This window comes from Bradyrhizobium sp. (assembly GCF_004799405.1).
Taxonomy (GTDB): Bacteria; Pseudomonadota; Alphaproteobacteria; order Rhizobiales; family Xanthobacteraceae; genus Bradyrhizobium.
Map to the genome: position 1 here is coordinate 19,509 of NZ_SSMW01000146.1, position 13,556 is coordinate 33,064.

Here is a 13,556-nt window from a genome sequence, read left to right on the forward strand (position 1 = left end):
CGGCTCACTTTTGTTAGCGGCTCAGCGCCCGGCAACGTTCCGGCGGCAGCGTCAACCAGACCTGGGCGCCTTTGGGCACGGCGTTTTCCGTCGCCGTAATGGCGCGCAGCGTCGTGCCGTCGGCTGTTTCGACCATGTAGTCGCGGCTGGCGCCGAGAAAAACCTGCCGCGTCACGGTGGCCTTGACCACGTTTTGCGATGCCGAAGGTGCTGCGGTCGAAAGCTCGATGTCGTGCTGGCGGATCGCGACTGCGGCATTCTGACCGGCGGTCAGCTTCGCACCCACCACCTGCAGGGTCGCGCCCGCGAACGCGACGTGGTTGTCGTCGCGGGCCTCGCCCTTGATCACGTTGCTGGCGCCGATGAAGCGCGCGACGAATTCGGATTCGGGCCGGGCGTAGATATCCTCGGGCGAGCCGAGCTGGTCGATGACGCCGGCGTTCATCACCGCGATCAGGTCGGCGGTGGTCATCGCCTCCGACTGGTCGTGGGTGACGTAAACTGTCGTGTAGCGGTATTCGTCGTGCAGGCGGCGGATTTCGAAACGCATCTCCTCGCGCAGGTTGGCGTCGAGATTGGACAAGGGCTCATCCAGCAGCAGCGTTTCCGGTTCGACGATCAGCGCCCGCGCCAGCGCCACGCGCTGCTGCTGTCCGCCCGACAGTTCGCCGGGATAGCGCTGCGCGAGGATTTCGAGCTTGGTGGCTTTGAGGATCACGTCGAGCTTTTTGGCGATGGTGGCGCGATCGATCTTCCGCAGGCGCAGCCCGTAGACGATATTCTCGGCGACCGTCATGTGCGGCCACAGCGCGTAGCTCTGGAAGATCATCGACATCTTGCGCTGCTCGGGCGGCAAGGTGCGGGCCTGCGAGGATACCAGCCGGTCGCCGACGCGGATTTCGCCGCCGGATGGTTCCAGGAATCCGGCAATCAGCCGCAGCGTGGTGGTTTTGCCGCAGCCGGAGGGGCCGAGCAGGCAGACCAGCTGCCCGTGGTCGATCCGCAGCGAGACGTTGTCGACCACCGTCAGCGATCCAAACCGCTTGGTCAGGTTACGCAATTCAACGGACGCCAATCAACTCTCCCCAAATAGCGCCGTTGTCGGCTGTCTTATTTATCGCTGGATCAATATAAGCACGAATGCCGGGGTAGCGGATAGACTTGGCGCCATAGACTTTGATTGGATTGACGCATTGGTTCGATGTTTCGGCAACGGCGGTGAGCTCCCTCTCCCTTTGTGGGCCGAGACGAGCGAAGCTCGCTCTTAGAGGGTTGGGGTGAGGGGTTCAGGTCTATCGATAGTCTGTAACCCCTCACCCGGATCGCATCTGGCGATGCGACGTAGCCGAAGCTTCGCTTCGGCGTTCTTCTTCAAGAACGGCCGCTAAAGCGGCCTATGCCTCTCCCACAAGGGGAGAGGCGGTATTGGGATCACGCACTTACACTTTCGCCCAACCACTCGATCGCCGCTTCGGTGCCGCCGCGGCCATGCGGGATAGCGAGCGCATTGAGTCCGACTTCGATCACGCCCAGCGTGCCCAAAATCATCGGGGCATTGACGTGGCCCATATGGGCGATCCGGAACGCCTGTCCGGCGAGATCGCCGATCCCGACCCCGAGCACCACGCCGCATTTCTCCTTGCAGTAGCGCTGCAGCACGGACGGATCGTAGCCGTTGGCCATCACCACGGTGGTCACGGTATTCGAGCGTTCGTTGGGCTCCGCGATGTTGAAGTTGAGGACCTGGCCCTCGGCCCAGACCGCGACCGCGCGGCGCACCGCTTCGGCCAGCAGGCGATGGCGCAGGAAGACGTTTTCAAGCTGCTCGTCGAACAGCATGTCGATGGCCTGGCGCAGCGCGAACAACAGGTGCACCGGGGCGGTGCCGGCATATTTCCGGTAATGCTCGGAGCCTTCGCGCTCGGTCCAGTCCCAATACGGCGTGCGCAGGTTCGCGGTCTTGTGCACCGCGCGGGCGCGGTCGTTGGCCGCGACGAAACCGAGGCCGGGCGGCGACATCAGGCCCTTCTGCGATCCGGACATCCCAACATCGACGCCCCACGCATCCATCTCGAACGGCATGCAGCCGAGCGAGGCCACGGCATCGACCATGAACAGCGCAGGGTGCCCCGCCGCCTTGATCGCCTTGCCGATGGCCTCGATGTCGTTGATCGCGCCCGAGGCGGTGTCGACCTGGACCGCGAGAATCGCCTTGATGGCGTGGCCCTTGTCCTGCCGCAGGCGGGCCTCAACTTCGGCCGGCCGGATGGCGCGGCGCCAGTCGCCCTTGAGCACTTCGACCTCGGCGCCCATGGCCGCCGCAGCGTTGCCCCAGCCGATCGCAAACCGGCCGCTTTCCAGCACCAGGACCTTGTCGCCGCGCGACAGCACATTGCTCAGCGCGCCTTCCCAGGCGCCGTGGCCGTTGGCGATGTAGATGTAGGAATGGCCCTTGGTGGCGAACAGCCGCGACAGATCGCGCAGCAGGCTGTCGGTCATGCCGATCAACTCATCGGAATAGATGTCGAGCGCGGGGCGATGCATCGCCCGCAGCACTTCGTCGGGCATTGTGGTGGGCCCGGGGATTGCCAGAAACTCTCGGCCCGCGCGAACGGTCATTTTCTTGTTCCTTTGGATGGGTTCGAGGGGATGGGATGCAGGAGAATAGCGGGAAATTCAAGCTGTTGGCGGTCTATTTTCGCAGCGTGCCGGCGAGCCCTTGCCAGAGTTGATCCTTGATCTCGGTCGCGGGCGGGCTTGGGAGAACCTCGGCCGGGCCGGCGCGCTTCCGGCAGGCCTCGACCAGCCGCAGAATCCACACCTCGCCGTCGGTATCATAGAGATCGCCGCCGCCGTTGCGCCCGGCGAATGTCGGCCCGATGCCGGTCACCTGATATTTGGCGTCCACCATCCCGGCGGTTTCCAGATCAGTGGCAAGCCGCAGCCGTTCGGCGTCGATGTCCGCGTCGATATGGTGGGTGACGGCGCCGGTATAGTGGCTGACGCCGACGCTGCGGTCGAAGGTCACCGCGCCGAGCCAGACCGGGCGCTTCTCCTCGCCTTCCTCCAGCGCCTTCCAGAACCGCACATGATGGCGGTGATCGGCGCTATTGCCGTCGGGCTTTTCGAACGCGAGATCCTCGCGCCGCTTCAGATAATAGAGATTGCTGACCGGGGCGTCGGGGTAGGGCCGGTCCAGCAAGACACTGCCGGCGATCTCGATCGAGGATCGCAGCGTCACCGGGTCGGCCGGAAGCCAGCCGGCGGCCTGCATGGCGCACAGCACGTCCTTGTCGTTGCCGACGAGCCCGACATTGATCGGATCGCCGGCGATGCCCTGCGCCGTCAGCGTCACCATCGGCAGCGTGGCGAGGCCCTTCTGGTGTTCGTGATGGGTCCAGAAGCCCGGCAGCACCAGATAAGCCAGCAGCGTGTAGGCGCCGATGATCACCAGCGAGAGCAGCGCGTAGCGCCTGATCCGGCCGTGCTTCTGCGCCGGCGATTCCCCGCTATCCTGCAAGCCGTCTGGAATATCGGTCACGACGCCGCGCTCTCACAAATCCATCTGCGAAACTGGCACATCCGCCGGCGGTCAGCGCCGGGTCTCGCGGCAGCCGGCGGCTTCGGCCTCCTCGACCGAGCAGAACCAGCGCGTGCCCTTGCTGATTTGCATCTTGATCTGCGCATACCATCGGCTGGTGGGCTTGTGATAGATGCATTCGCCAGCGCCATTGACGTTGCCCTTGATGGTGCAGTCGGGCGAGGGCGCCACCGATCCCGACGCGGAAGCCAGCAGGATCGCGTGGGAATTCGGCGGCGGCTTGGTGGCGCCGAGAATGACGGTCTTCTTGTTGCGGACCCGCCAGTCCCACGGTGCGATGAAGGCGCCCTGCCACATCCCGGCCTTGGCCTCGCGCGCGGCGCTCTCGTCGGCGTCGTAATCATGGGAAAACCGCACATAGGACAGCGCCCACCCGCTCTTCACCATCCACTTCTGGATGTCTTCGCCGTCGACCTCGCAGCGCGCCACCACGCGTCCGCGGCGGTCGGTTCGCTGCACATGACAGGTCCAGGACTTGTTGTCGGCATGCTTGACCAGTTCGTCGCGCGCGGCGACGCCGCAGGTCCAACGCTCGCCGGTGTGGTTGAGGCAAAGCTGGTCCATCGACGGCGCGTCGATGCCGCCGAGACGGATCCGGGTGCTGCCGATCTGGATCTGATCGCCGTCGCGGATTTTCGGGACCCCGGTGATGTCGGCGGCTTCGGCGATGGCCGGCACCAGCAGCGTCGCCATCGCCAGGAGAAATCTGATGCGGAATCTCACCAAGAGGAATCTCATGATCATGAAAAGGGACCGGATTCGAATGCGTAGTCTTGTAATTATGCCGCCGGATTGTGGTGCGGATTTGGCTGGCGTGCCAGCGCCCGGCGCCGTGGCCGCTGTCAACTTAACGCGATAGCTTGCCTACCATCCCCCTCCAGGGAAGGGTAAAGCAAAGCGATCCTTACGATATCTACGCCCCCCGCAGCATGACCCGCCGCGCCAGCGCCAGGCCCATCAGTACGAAGGCCGAGGTCACTTCGGGACCGCCGACCAGGATGCGGGTCGGGGTCTTCATCTTGTTCCATTCATAGGCCCGGAACGGCCCATGATGGCCGCCTTCGCCGAGATGGCGGACGATGCAATGCAGCGCCGGGGTGAAGCTCGCGGGCTCGGCGCCGAGATGGCCCAGTGCGATCAGCGCCAGGGCGGCGTCGAACACGTTCATCTCGGCCGCGATCAGTTCGGTCTGCACGTAAGCCAGCACCTTGGTCCGGATGAAATCGAACGCGCCGTCGGGGTCGATCGCCTGCTGCGCCGCTAAAGGCATCGCGATGAACGCGGCGTAGCAGCGGCCGAAATAGGCGCAGTACAGCTCCGGCAAATAATAGATATGCGAGCGCGGATCGCTGAACGCGCCCGATGCGACCAGGCGCTTCTGAAAGCCGATGATGCGGCTGATAGTGTCGAGCCGCGCCGGGGTCTCGACGATCTTCCATCGCGCGTGGTTGCGGAAGCTGACTTCGAGGATGTCGAGATTGAGCGTGGGGTCGAGGTCGTTGCCGAACGGACGTTCGCCCCTGAGGTTGTCGATCCAGGTGACGACGCCGCCTTCGTAATCGATGTTGTCGTTGAGCGGCACCGTGACCAGCGGCTCGTTGGCGCCGCCGCCGACCTGGTAGCCGGCATAGAAGTCGAGCAGCGGCTGGTCGAGGATCGGATCGTCGGAGCCGGCTTGGGTTGCCGCCGAGAACGAGCAGGCGGTGGTGTCGCAGTCCGGCACGTAGACGCCGAAGCCGAGATCCTGCTTGATGTGGGCGAAGAACCTCGAAAAGCGCGGATGTGGCAGCGGCGCCAGCGCGGTGATGACGCTGACGGTCGAGCCGTCCTGGGCGCGCACCTCTTCGCGGCTTGTATTGAGGCAGAAATCCACCATCGCCGCGATCGCGCGGCGCGATGCGCTGGCCTGGTCCGGCGAGGCGAGCCCGGTTTCGACAAAGCTCAGCAAGGCTTCGGTGAAGAACGCGTCGTAATAGGCCGAGCGATGGCGGATCTGCATCGGCTGCCACATCGGCTCGGCGATGCCGGTCCAGGGCGGGTTGATCAGCGCGCGCGCCGGCGAGCGCGCGATGAAGACCCGCGCCAGGTTGAACAGCAGCGTCGAATTCTTGTAGCCGCGCGAATTCAGGCCGGTCAGCGCCATCGACAGTTCGCGGCCGCCGATGTCGGCGTCGCCGATCAGGTTGAAGGCGGCGTAGGTCGGAATGAAGCCGTTGCGCTTGAACGAGCCCAAAAGGTGCGCGCCGCAGCTGCGGATGATGGCTTCGATCCCGGCGCTGTCAGGGGCGCGATCGGGCGCGGTCGCTGGCCCGGGCGAGGGATGCTGCACGTCGAGGGTATCGAGCAGTTCCGCCACAGGCCGGCCGATCGCGGCCCAGTCCGGCGTCTCGTCGTCGCGCGCCCGGATCAGCGCCTCGCGCAGCCGCTGCAGCCGCGGCTCGTCGCGCAATTCGGCCAGGCCAGTCCGCCGCAGCAGCGGGCGCAAAGCGGGGTTACCGAGCGCGGTCTTGTAGAACTTGCCGAGGTGCCGGTCGTAGCCCTTGCCGTTCAGCAGCAAGGGATCGCAGACATCGTAGAGCGACGGCCCATCCTTGCCGACCGTCAGCGCGCGGTAGACGGTTCCGGCGATGGTTTGAAAGCCCATGATTTTCTTTCGGGTTTCCGAAACCTGCGGTTCCCGCCGCATGTCCCGCCCAGCCGCGCCAACTCGGCACCGGCTGCCGCCGCCGCCCTGAAAACCTGCAAATCCCAATGGGTTGCAGGTTCCGTGAACCTTCAAGCCCTTGAAAAACTACACGAAACGACAGGAAACACAAATGTGATGGAGATCACGGAATAGGGGCGCGCGCCGGCGGCAGGATGGAACCACGATCGAGTTAACCCGGCGGCAACACCGCATTCGGTAAACGAGGTTCCGTCTTGCCCGGGAGGCCCCTTGCGGGTTAAGGGTTTGTTTGCTGCAGTGCCGCAAATTGAGCGCAATTGGACCCCACACACACCGTCCGGCGATCCCTCAAACCTTAAGGCCTTTGGCGCGACAAACTGATCGCGTTTGGACGATGACCAGGAATCAACGAATGAAACTTCCGCTGCCCCATGTCTCCCACCGCACCCTCACCATTGCCGCCGCCTTGGTGGGCGTGGTGTCGCTGGCGATCGGCGCCCATGCCGCGCTGATGAGCAAGCGGGCGATGGACGCGGCGAGGGCCGCCGTCACCGCCGAGCAGACCGGCGCCGCAGCCAGGGGTTCGCGGCTTGCGCTGGTGATCGGCAACGGACATTACCCCGACGCGTCGGCGCCGCTGAGCCAGCCGATCAACGATGCCCGCGCTCTGACCGCGACGCTGCGCCATAACGGCTTCGACGTCGACGTGGTGGAAGACGCCAGCAAGGACGACATCAACCGGGCGGTCGGCCGCCTCAAGTCAAAGATCAGGCCGGAATCTGTGGTGCTGCTGTTCTTCGGCGGCTATGGCGTCCAGGCCGGCCGCGAGAGCTACATGATCCCGGTCGATGCAACGATCTGGAAGGAATCCGACGTGCGCCGCGACGGGGTCAGCATCGAATCCGTGCTCGACACCATGAAGGAGCAGGGCGCCCGCGCCAAGCTCGTGGTGATCGACGCCTCGCGCCGCAACCCCTATGAGCGCCGCTTCCGCGCCTTCTCCCACGGGCTCGCGCCGATCAACGCGCCCGACAACGCGCTGGTGCTGTCCTCGGCCACGCCGGGCAAGGTCGCCGACGACTCCAGGGGTGAGCACAGCGTGCTGGTGTCGGAGCTGCTCAACAACCTCAACGCCCAGGTCGCCAGCGCCGAGTCTGTCTTCAACAAGACCCGCGTCGCCATCTCGCGCGCCTCCGACGGCGAACAGGTGCCCTCGGTATCCTCCTCGCTGCTGGAAGACGTGAACTTCGGCGGCTGACGCCCCCGCTGCAACCTCTCCCCTTGTGGGAGAGGTCGAATTGCGAAGCAATTCGGGTGAGGGGTTACGGACTATCGGTAGACCTGAACCCCTCACCCCAACCCTCTAAGAGCGAGCTTCGCTCGTCTCGGCCCACAAGGGGAGAGGGAGCTCACCGTCATTGTTGAAATAGCTCGGAACAAATCCGGTCATCCTGAGGTGCGAGCGCAGCGAGCCTCGAACGACGAGGCGCGCACCTAACCCCCCGCCCTACTTCGCGTCCACGTTCGCCATCACCGGCCGCACCGGATCGCCTTCGCGCAGGATCGCCCCGGCGCGGGCGACCACGATGTCGCCTTCCTCGAGGCCGCTGCGGATTTCGACCTGGCCGCCGGACATTAGCCCGGTTTCGACCTGCCGGGTCTCGACCCGCGCCCGCCGCACCACCTGCACCACGGTGCCGACGCTGCCGTAGATAATGGCGGTGAGCGGCACCGCCACGTTGCAGCTTTGGCCGGTGGTGATCTGCGCCCGCCCGGACGAATTCAGCAGCAGGCGCCGGTTGGTGGTGACCCCGATGAAGACCTGGCCGAGCTGGACGTTGGGCTCGACCGTGGTCCCGATCCGGCGGATCCGGCCGTCGACTTCGCCGCCGCCGATCACCTTGATATGCGCCGCCTGGCCGACCTTTAGGTTGGCGAGACTTTCGGTCGGCACCAGGCCGACCAGGTCGAATTCGTTGCGGGCGATGATGGAAAACAGCGCCTCGCCCTTGCCCGACGCGTTGGCGCCGATCACCGCCGAGGACGTGGCGATCAGCCCGGCCACCGGCGCCTGCACCTGCGCCGTGCCGCCTTCGGGCAGCGTGAGCCGGGCCAGCACCTGGCCGGCCGTCACGGTATCGCCGGCGTCGGCGAGGATTTCCGCGACCTTCAGGCCCTGCCGCTCGGGGCGGACCATGGTCTCGTCCCGCGCGATCACGGTGCCCGAAACCTCGACCATGGCCTTAAAGCACGATTTCGCCGCCTTGAGCACGGTGACCGTGGCGCCGTTGGGGGCGTCGGCCTCGTCGGCGGCGAAGGAGGGGTGCGCCGAGACGAGGCAGAGCAGGGCTGCGGCGACGGGGGCGAGCAGGGCGCGAGCGGACTTCGGTGCGGCGGAATTAGTCATCGGCGTTTCAGCTCCATTCCAGCAAGCATGGATACCAGAAGGGGTACGATGGAGCCAAGCGGCTCTTGGCATCTGCGGGCGGGGGCGGCGGAATTCGCACTGAGGCTGTCAGAGGCGATGCATCCGCCAGACCCGGAACCAAATCCCGCAAAACAGATTAGGAATGCGAGGCCATCACCCGCCGTTAACAGCGGCGCCTGTCGCGGATAGCCAAAGGCTTACGGCCCGCTGCCAAAACGCGCTCGCGCGGATAGCCAAAGGTGATGGCCTCGTCTTCCCGTTCGGCAATCTCCGTTTTCAAGGCTCCATTTTTCCGTGGGAACATTTGTTTCCGCTGCCGCTTATTGCGGCACGCGACCGTGCGGGTCGCAGGAAAGCTGGGAGCACCTCATGATCGATACCGTCGTCATTCAACCCGGAGCGGATTCAGGAGAGCCGTCTGTCGCGGGCGTTTCGTGGGCGGCCATCGCCGCCGGCGCGATCGTCGCCTGCGCGCTGACCCTGGTTCTGATCGCGTTCGGCATCGGACTTGGCCTTTCCGTGGTTTCGCCCTGGGCCGGCGCCGGCGTGTCGGCATCGAGCTTCAAGATCGGTACCGGGCTTTATCTCGTCGTCATCGCGATGCTGTCTTCCTCGATCGGCGGCTATATCGCCGGCCGGCTGCGCTCGCGCTGGATCGGCGTCCATAGCGACGAGGTCTACTTCCGCGATACCGCGCATGGATTTGTGGCCTGGGCCTTCGCCTCGGTGCTCGGCGCCGTACTGCTGGCTTCCCCTGCGAGCAGCCTGATCGGCGGCGCAGCGTCCGGTGCTGGGCAGGCGACCGCATCAGCCGCAAGCCGGATGGGACCGATGGATGGCTATATCGATACACTCTTGCGTTCCGACACGCCCGCCGCGCCGAATGCCGGCAATCCCGGCGAAGCACGCGGTGAAATGGTTCGGCTGTTCACCACCAGCTTCCGCAACGGCGGCGATCTGAAGCCGGCCGATCGTGACTATGTCTCCAAGGTCGTCGCGGCGCGCACCGGCATGTCTCAGGCTGATGCCGACAAGCGCGTCAGCGACGTGGTGACGCAGGTGAAGGCCGATACCGACGCCGCCCGCAAGGCGACGGCGCAACTCGCCTTCTGGCTGACCGCTTCGCTGCTGATTGGTGCGTTCTGCGCCAGTCTCGCCGCAACCGAGGGCGGTGGACTGCGCGACGGCACCTGGGGAAACCGGGCGCGCCGCTAATGCATTCTCTCTCTTGCTCTTTCACCTGAAAGGAACATCGCATGCCTATCCTGCTCTGGCTGGTTGGAATTCCGATTCCACTGATCATCCTGATCCTGCTGTTGCGCTGAGCGACACGCCATCTCATCGATGCCGTGGCGCTGCTGGAGGCGACCCTGAAGGAGGAAAAGGCTACCGACGCGGCCCTTACCACCCTGGCGGAATCGGTTGTGAATACCGAGGCCGAAGCCGCGCTTTGACGGCGGTTTTCGCAGACATGCAAAGGCGCGCGCTTGCGCCTTTGCATATTGAGCGCGACGGTATCCGCAGTCGCTCGACGGCTTTAGCGACTTGCACCCAGCCGCTAATTTTTAGTGCCGCATCAATTCGATAACCTCTGTCAAGCCCCATTCGCAAAAATATTCTGTTTTTCAGAAGCGCGAATCAGGTGCATATCCATTCCTGTCTCGCCCCCTGCAGGGGCGCTCGCGATCGTCACGGACGCGGGGCGGGATGCGGTGGACGCTAGGGCGCTTTTGACGAACGGCGCTTGAGGCGGACGGTGAAGCCGTGTGGTCCTGACACCTCGACGCCGGTGTCAAGTCGGCGGAGTGATCCGCCGATGACGGTGACAAGAAAGCCCGATCACCGGGGAGAGCACGGAGTAAACCGTAAAACCATTGTGCGGGGAATGCCGGGTGATTTCCGGCGTGACCGTGGTGACTTTGCTGGCATGGCTTGTTTTTTCTGCCCTGCCAGGCTGCGGGCGCGTTGGGCGCCCGGCATTCCCTGCGCCCTCTCTTTCGAGGCGAAGGACTCTTTGCACAGCCCGGGCGAAATCGCGCCGCGGGATCGCGGAGGTGTGTTTTGACGTTCCTGCGAACGCAGGAACGACAGTGAGAGATTTCCTACGACGGCTGCTTCCGGCGCCGCGGCTCGGCTTCGGGCACATCGGGTGCGGCGGTCTCCGCCGCCTCGCCGTCCTCGCGCCAGCGCAGGATCTCCATGGCCAGCACCGGATGATTGAAGCCCTTCAGTTGCAGGTCGTCGAGCGGCTTGGCATCGACCCATTGCTCCACGATGCCGTAGACGCGCCGGGCGACCACGACCTGGCCGGCCTTGGCTTCGTCGCACAGCCGCGAGGCCAGATTGGTAACGCTGCCGATCGCGGCATATTCCAGCCGCTGTTCGAATCCGATCTGGCCCAGCGTCGCATAGCCGAGCGCGATGCCGACGCCGAATCCGAGGCTGTGGCCGCGGTTGCGCCACTTCTGCGTCAACAGGCCGATGGCGTCGCGCATCTCGACCGCCATCTTGACCGCGCGCTTGGTATGGTCGGCAAATTTGATCGGCGCGTTGAACAGGATCATCACTCCGTCGCCGGCATAGCGGTCGAGCGTGCCTTCGTAGCGGAAAATCAATTCGCCCAGCGCGGCATGATATTCGCGCAGCACGTTCATGGCTTCCTCGGGCTCGGTGGCCTCGGTGAACGCAGTAAAGCCGCGCAGGTCGCAGAACACCACCGTCACTTCGCGGCGGTGGCTGTCGAGCAGCGAATCCTGGCCGTCGGAGGAGGCGATCAGTTGCGCGACCTGCGGCGGCAGGAAGCGCTCGAGCCTTCGGATGCGCTCGATCTCCCCGATCTGCTTCTCGACCCGTTCTTCCAGCGACTTGTTCCAGTCCAAGAGCTGCTCGGTCTGTTCCTGCAGCTTGCCGGCCTGTTGCTGCACGATCGAATGGGCGGAGGCCAGTTCGCGGCCCTTCTGGTCCACTTCGGTGAACAGCCGCGCGTTGCGCATGGCGAGCACCGATTGATGCGCGAAGGTGCGCATCAGTCCGATCAGGTTCGGCGAGAATTCGCCGGTGGCCCGGCGCAGCACCACCAGCGATCCCAGCGTGCCCTGCTGGTCGACCAGCGGTATCACCAGCACCGACTGGAAGCCGGCCTTGACCGCAACATCGCGCAACAGGTTGTCCGCGGCGCCGGCGAGGTCGGGTATCGCGATCGGCTCGCCTTTGGCGGCGGCTTCGCCGAGCACGCTGGCGCCGTAGTCGATGGCGAGATGGGCGCCCTCGGCGGCCTTGTCGATGCCGATGGCCTCGGACAGGTTGAACTGCTGCTTGGCCGCGTCGTAGCCGTAGATCAGAACCGCATCGGCATGGGTGATTTCGAGCGCGCGGGCCGCCACCGTCGGCAGCACGGCGTTGAGATCGAGCGAGGAGGAGACGGCGCGGCCGACTTCCTCGAGCACCTTGAGTTCGTTGACCGACCGCGCCAGGTCGCGGGTGCGCTCTTCGACCTTGGATTCAAGGCCCGAATAGGTCTCGGCGAGCTGGCCGGCCATGCTGTTGAACTGGTTGGCGAGCTCTTCCAGCTCATCCCTTGTATGCACGTCGATGCGATGGCTGAAATCGCCCTCGCCGATGCGCCGCGCGCCGCGGCGCAGCGCCGTGATCGGGATCAGCATGCGGCGGGCCAGCACGGTGCCGGCAAGGCTCGCCACCACCAGCCCGAGCACGATCAGGAGCACGATCCGCGCCAGCTGATCGCGGATCGGCGCCAGCGCCTGGGCCGTCGGTTGTTCGAAGAACACGTACCAGCCGAGTTTCGGCAGCCCGTCGGACGCGGTCAGCACCGAATAGCCGTCGGCGTCGGTGCCGGAGGTCGCGGCCTGGCTGGCCGCCGTCAGGCGTGCGGCGACCTGCGGCAGGGTCGAGATGTTCTTGCCGATCGCCGGGCCCTTGGCCGAACTCGCCAGCACCTGGCCGCGCGAATCGACCACATAGGCGAAGGCGGCTTTGCCGACCTGGGCGTCGCCGAGGAAATCCGACAGGAAATGAAGGTCGATATCGGCGATGGTGACGCCGGCGTTGAACCCGGAATGCGAAACCGCGATCGACATGAAGGGCTGGCGGTCCCGGAAAAAAGCCGGCGAATAGCTGACGCCCCTGGCGACGGTCTCGGTGAACCTGGGGTCGCGGGAAAAGTCGGCCTTGCTGCCGACCGAAATCGTCAGGCGCGACAGCCGCAACAGTTCGTGGCCGCTGCCGTCGATCAGCGAGAGCTGGTTGACCGCGGGCACCTGGTTGAGCAGCTGGGCGTAGTCGGCACGGTGCTGTTCAAGCGGCGCGCGCGCCGCGTCCGAACTGGCGCGGGTCACCCAACTGATCTGCCGCTCGAGCTCGGAGACCGACTGCTCGATCCGCCGCGCGGTGGCCTCGGCCTTGTCCGACATCGCACCGGTCAGCGTGGTCTTGATGCCGCGGTAGCTGATCCAGGTTTCCAGCGCGCCGGTGACCGCGAGCACGAACACCACAAGGCCGACCAGCGCGATCACGTATTTGGCAAACAGGCCCTCGCGCAGACGCCAGATTTTGTCCTTGAATCCGCTCATCCAGTCCCTCGTGCGCCATTCCTAGCACAATTCAAGGGGTTTTGGCCGGGGAGCTGCCAGCGTGGTTAGCCGGGATTTCGGGCCGTTAACGTTGGTTCTGATACCTCTCCCCTTGTGGGAGAGGCGTAGGCCGCCTTTGGCGGCCGTTCTCGAAAAAGGACGCCGAAGCAAGGCTTCGGCTATGTCGCATCGACAGATGCGATCCGGGTGAGGGGTACAGACTATCGATAGACCGCGACCCCTCACCCCAACCCTCTCCCACAAGGGGAGAGG

Annotated in this window: 9 protein-coding genes and 1 pseudogene; 3 read left to right on the forward strand and 7 right to left on the reverse strand. The window is 65.1% G+C overall.

The genetic code is table 11. The features are described from left to right. Positions 1 to 13: 13 nt before the first annotated feature. The 5 genes from E7813_RS23110 to E7813_RS23130 all read right to left on the reverse strand — a co-directional run bounded on the left by E7813_RS23110 (position 14) and on the right by E7813_RS23130 (position 6,245). Positions 14 to 1,075, reverse strand: a complete 1,062-nt coding sequence (locus tag E7813_RS23110) for an ABC transporter ATP-binding protein (RefSeq protein WP_291577600.1) — start codon at positions 1,073 to 1,075, stop codon at positions 14 to 16. Positions 1,076 to 1,431: 356 nt separating this feature from the next. Beyond that, positions 1,432 to 2,619: an aminotransferase class V-fold PLP-dependent enzyme gene (locus E7813_RS23115; RefSeq protein ID WP_291577601.1), complete on the reverse strand. Its 1,188-nt coding sequence runs from the start codon at positions 2,617 to 2,619 to the stop codon at positions 1,432 to 1,434. A 73-nt stretch (positions 2,620 to 2,692) separates the two neighbouring features. After that, on the reverse strand, positions 2,693 to 3,532 hold the full coding sequence (locus E7813_RS23120) for an LssY C-terminal domain-containing protein (RefSeq protein ID WP_291577629.1): 840 nt from the start codon (positions 3,530 to 3,532) through the stop codon (positions 2,693 to 2,695). 60 nt (positions 3,533 to 3,592) lie between these two features. After that, positions 3,593 to 4,345, reverse strand: a complete 753-nt coding sequence (locus E7813_RS23125) for a thermonuclease family protein (RefSeq protein ID WP_291577602.1) — start codon at positions 4,343 to 4,345, stop codon at positions 3,593 to 3,595. A gap of 169 nt (positions 4,346 to 4,514) precedes the next feature. Next, positions 4,515 to 6,245, reverse strand: coding sequence for a hypothetical protein (locus E7813_RS23130; RefSeq protein ID WP_291577630.1), 1,731 nt, complete (start codon positions 6,243 to 6,245; stop codon positions 4,515 to 4,517). 433 nt (positions 6,246 to 6,678) lie between these two features. Here E7813_RS23130 and E7813_RS23135 point away from each other — a divergent pair, with 433 nt between their 5' ends. Continuing rightward, entirely contained in the window at positions 6,679 to 7,524 is an 846-nt protein-coding gene (locus E7813_RS23135) for a caspase family protein (RefSeq protein WP_291577603.1), read from the forward strand. A 249-nt stretch (positions 7,525 to 7,773) separates the two neighbouring features. Here the strand turns inward: E7813_RS23135 and E7813_RS23140 are convergent, their stop codons facing one another. Beyond that, positions 7,774 to 8,673 carry an HlyD family efflux transporter periplasmic adaptor subunit gene (locus E7813_RS23140; RefSeq protein ID WP_291577604.1) on the reverse strand — a complete coding sequence of 300 codons (900 nt, stop codon included), beginning with the start codon at positions 8,671 to 8,673 and terminating at the stop codon, positions 7,774 to 7,776. A gap of 390 nt (positions 8,674 to 9,063) precedes the next feature. Here E7813_RS23140 and E7813_RS23145 point away from each other — a divergent pair, with 390 nt between their 5' ends. After that, positions 9,064 to 9,909, forward strand: coding sequence for a hypothetical protein (locus E7813_RS23145; RefSeq protein ID WP_291577605.1), 846 nt, complete (start codon positions 9,064 to 9,066; stop codon positions 9,907 to 9,909). 122 nt (positions 9,910 to 10,031) lie between these two features. Further along, positions 10,032 to 10,148: pseudogene (locus tag E7813_RS23150) on the forward strand (DUF892 family protein); the annotation flags it as partial. Positions 10,149 to 10,796: 648 nt separating this feature from the next. Here E7813_RS23150 and E7813_RS23155 read toward each other — a convergent pair. Continuing rightward, positions 10,797 to 13,283, reverse strand: coding sequence for an adenylate/guanylate cyclase domain-containing protein (locus tag E7813_RS23155; RefSeq protein WP_291577606.1), 2,487 nt, complete (start codon positions 13,281 to 13,283; stop codon positions 10,797 to 10,799). Positions 13,284 to 13,556: the final 273 nt, after the last annotated feature.

Excerpts from the sequence above, each read along its gene's own strand:
- E7813_RS23115 (WP_291577601.1), bottom strand. The coding sequence starts at position 2,619 with ATGACCGTTCGCGCGGGCCGAGAGTTTCTGGCAATCCCCGGGCCCACC.
- E7813_RS23130 (WP_291577630.1), bottom strand. The coding sequence starts at position 6,245 with ATGGGCTTTCAAACCATCGCCGGAACCGTCTACCGCGCGCTGACGGTC.
- E7813_RS23145 (WP_291577605.1), top strand. The coding sequence starts at position 9,064 with ATGATCGATACCGTCGTCATTCAACCCGGAGCGGATTCAGGAGAGCCG.
- E7813_RS23155 (WP_291577606.1), bottom strand. The coding sequence starts at position 13,283 with ATGAGCGGATTCAAGGACAAAATCTGGCGTCTGCGCGAGGGCCTGTTT.
- E7813_RS23125 (WP_291577602.1), bottom strand. The coding sequence starts at position 4,345 with ATGATCATGAGATTCCTCTTGGTGAGATTCCGCATCAGATTTCTCCTG.
- E7813_RS23135 (WP_291577603.1), top strand. The coding sequence starts at position 6,679 with ATGAAACTTCCGCTGCCCCATGTCTCCCACCGCACCCTCACCATTGCC.
- E7813_RS23140 (WP_291577604.1), bottom strand. The coding sequence starts at position 8,673 with ATGACTAATTCCGCCGCACCGAAGTCCGCTCGCGCCCTGCTCGCCCCC.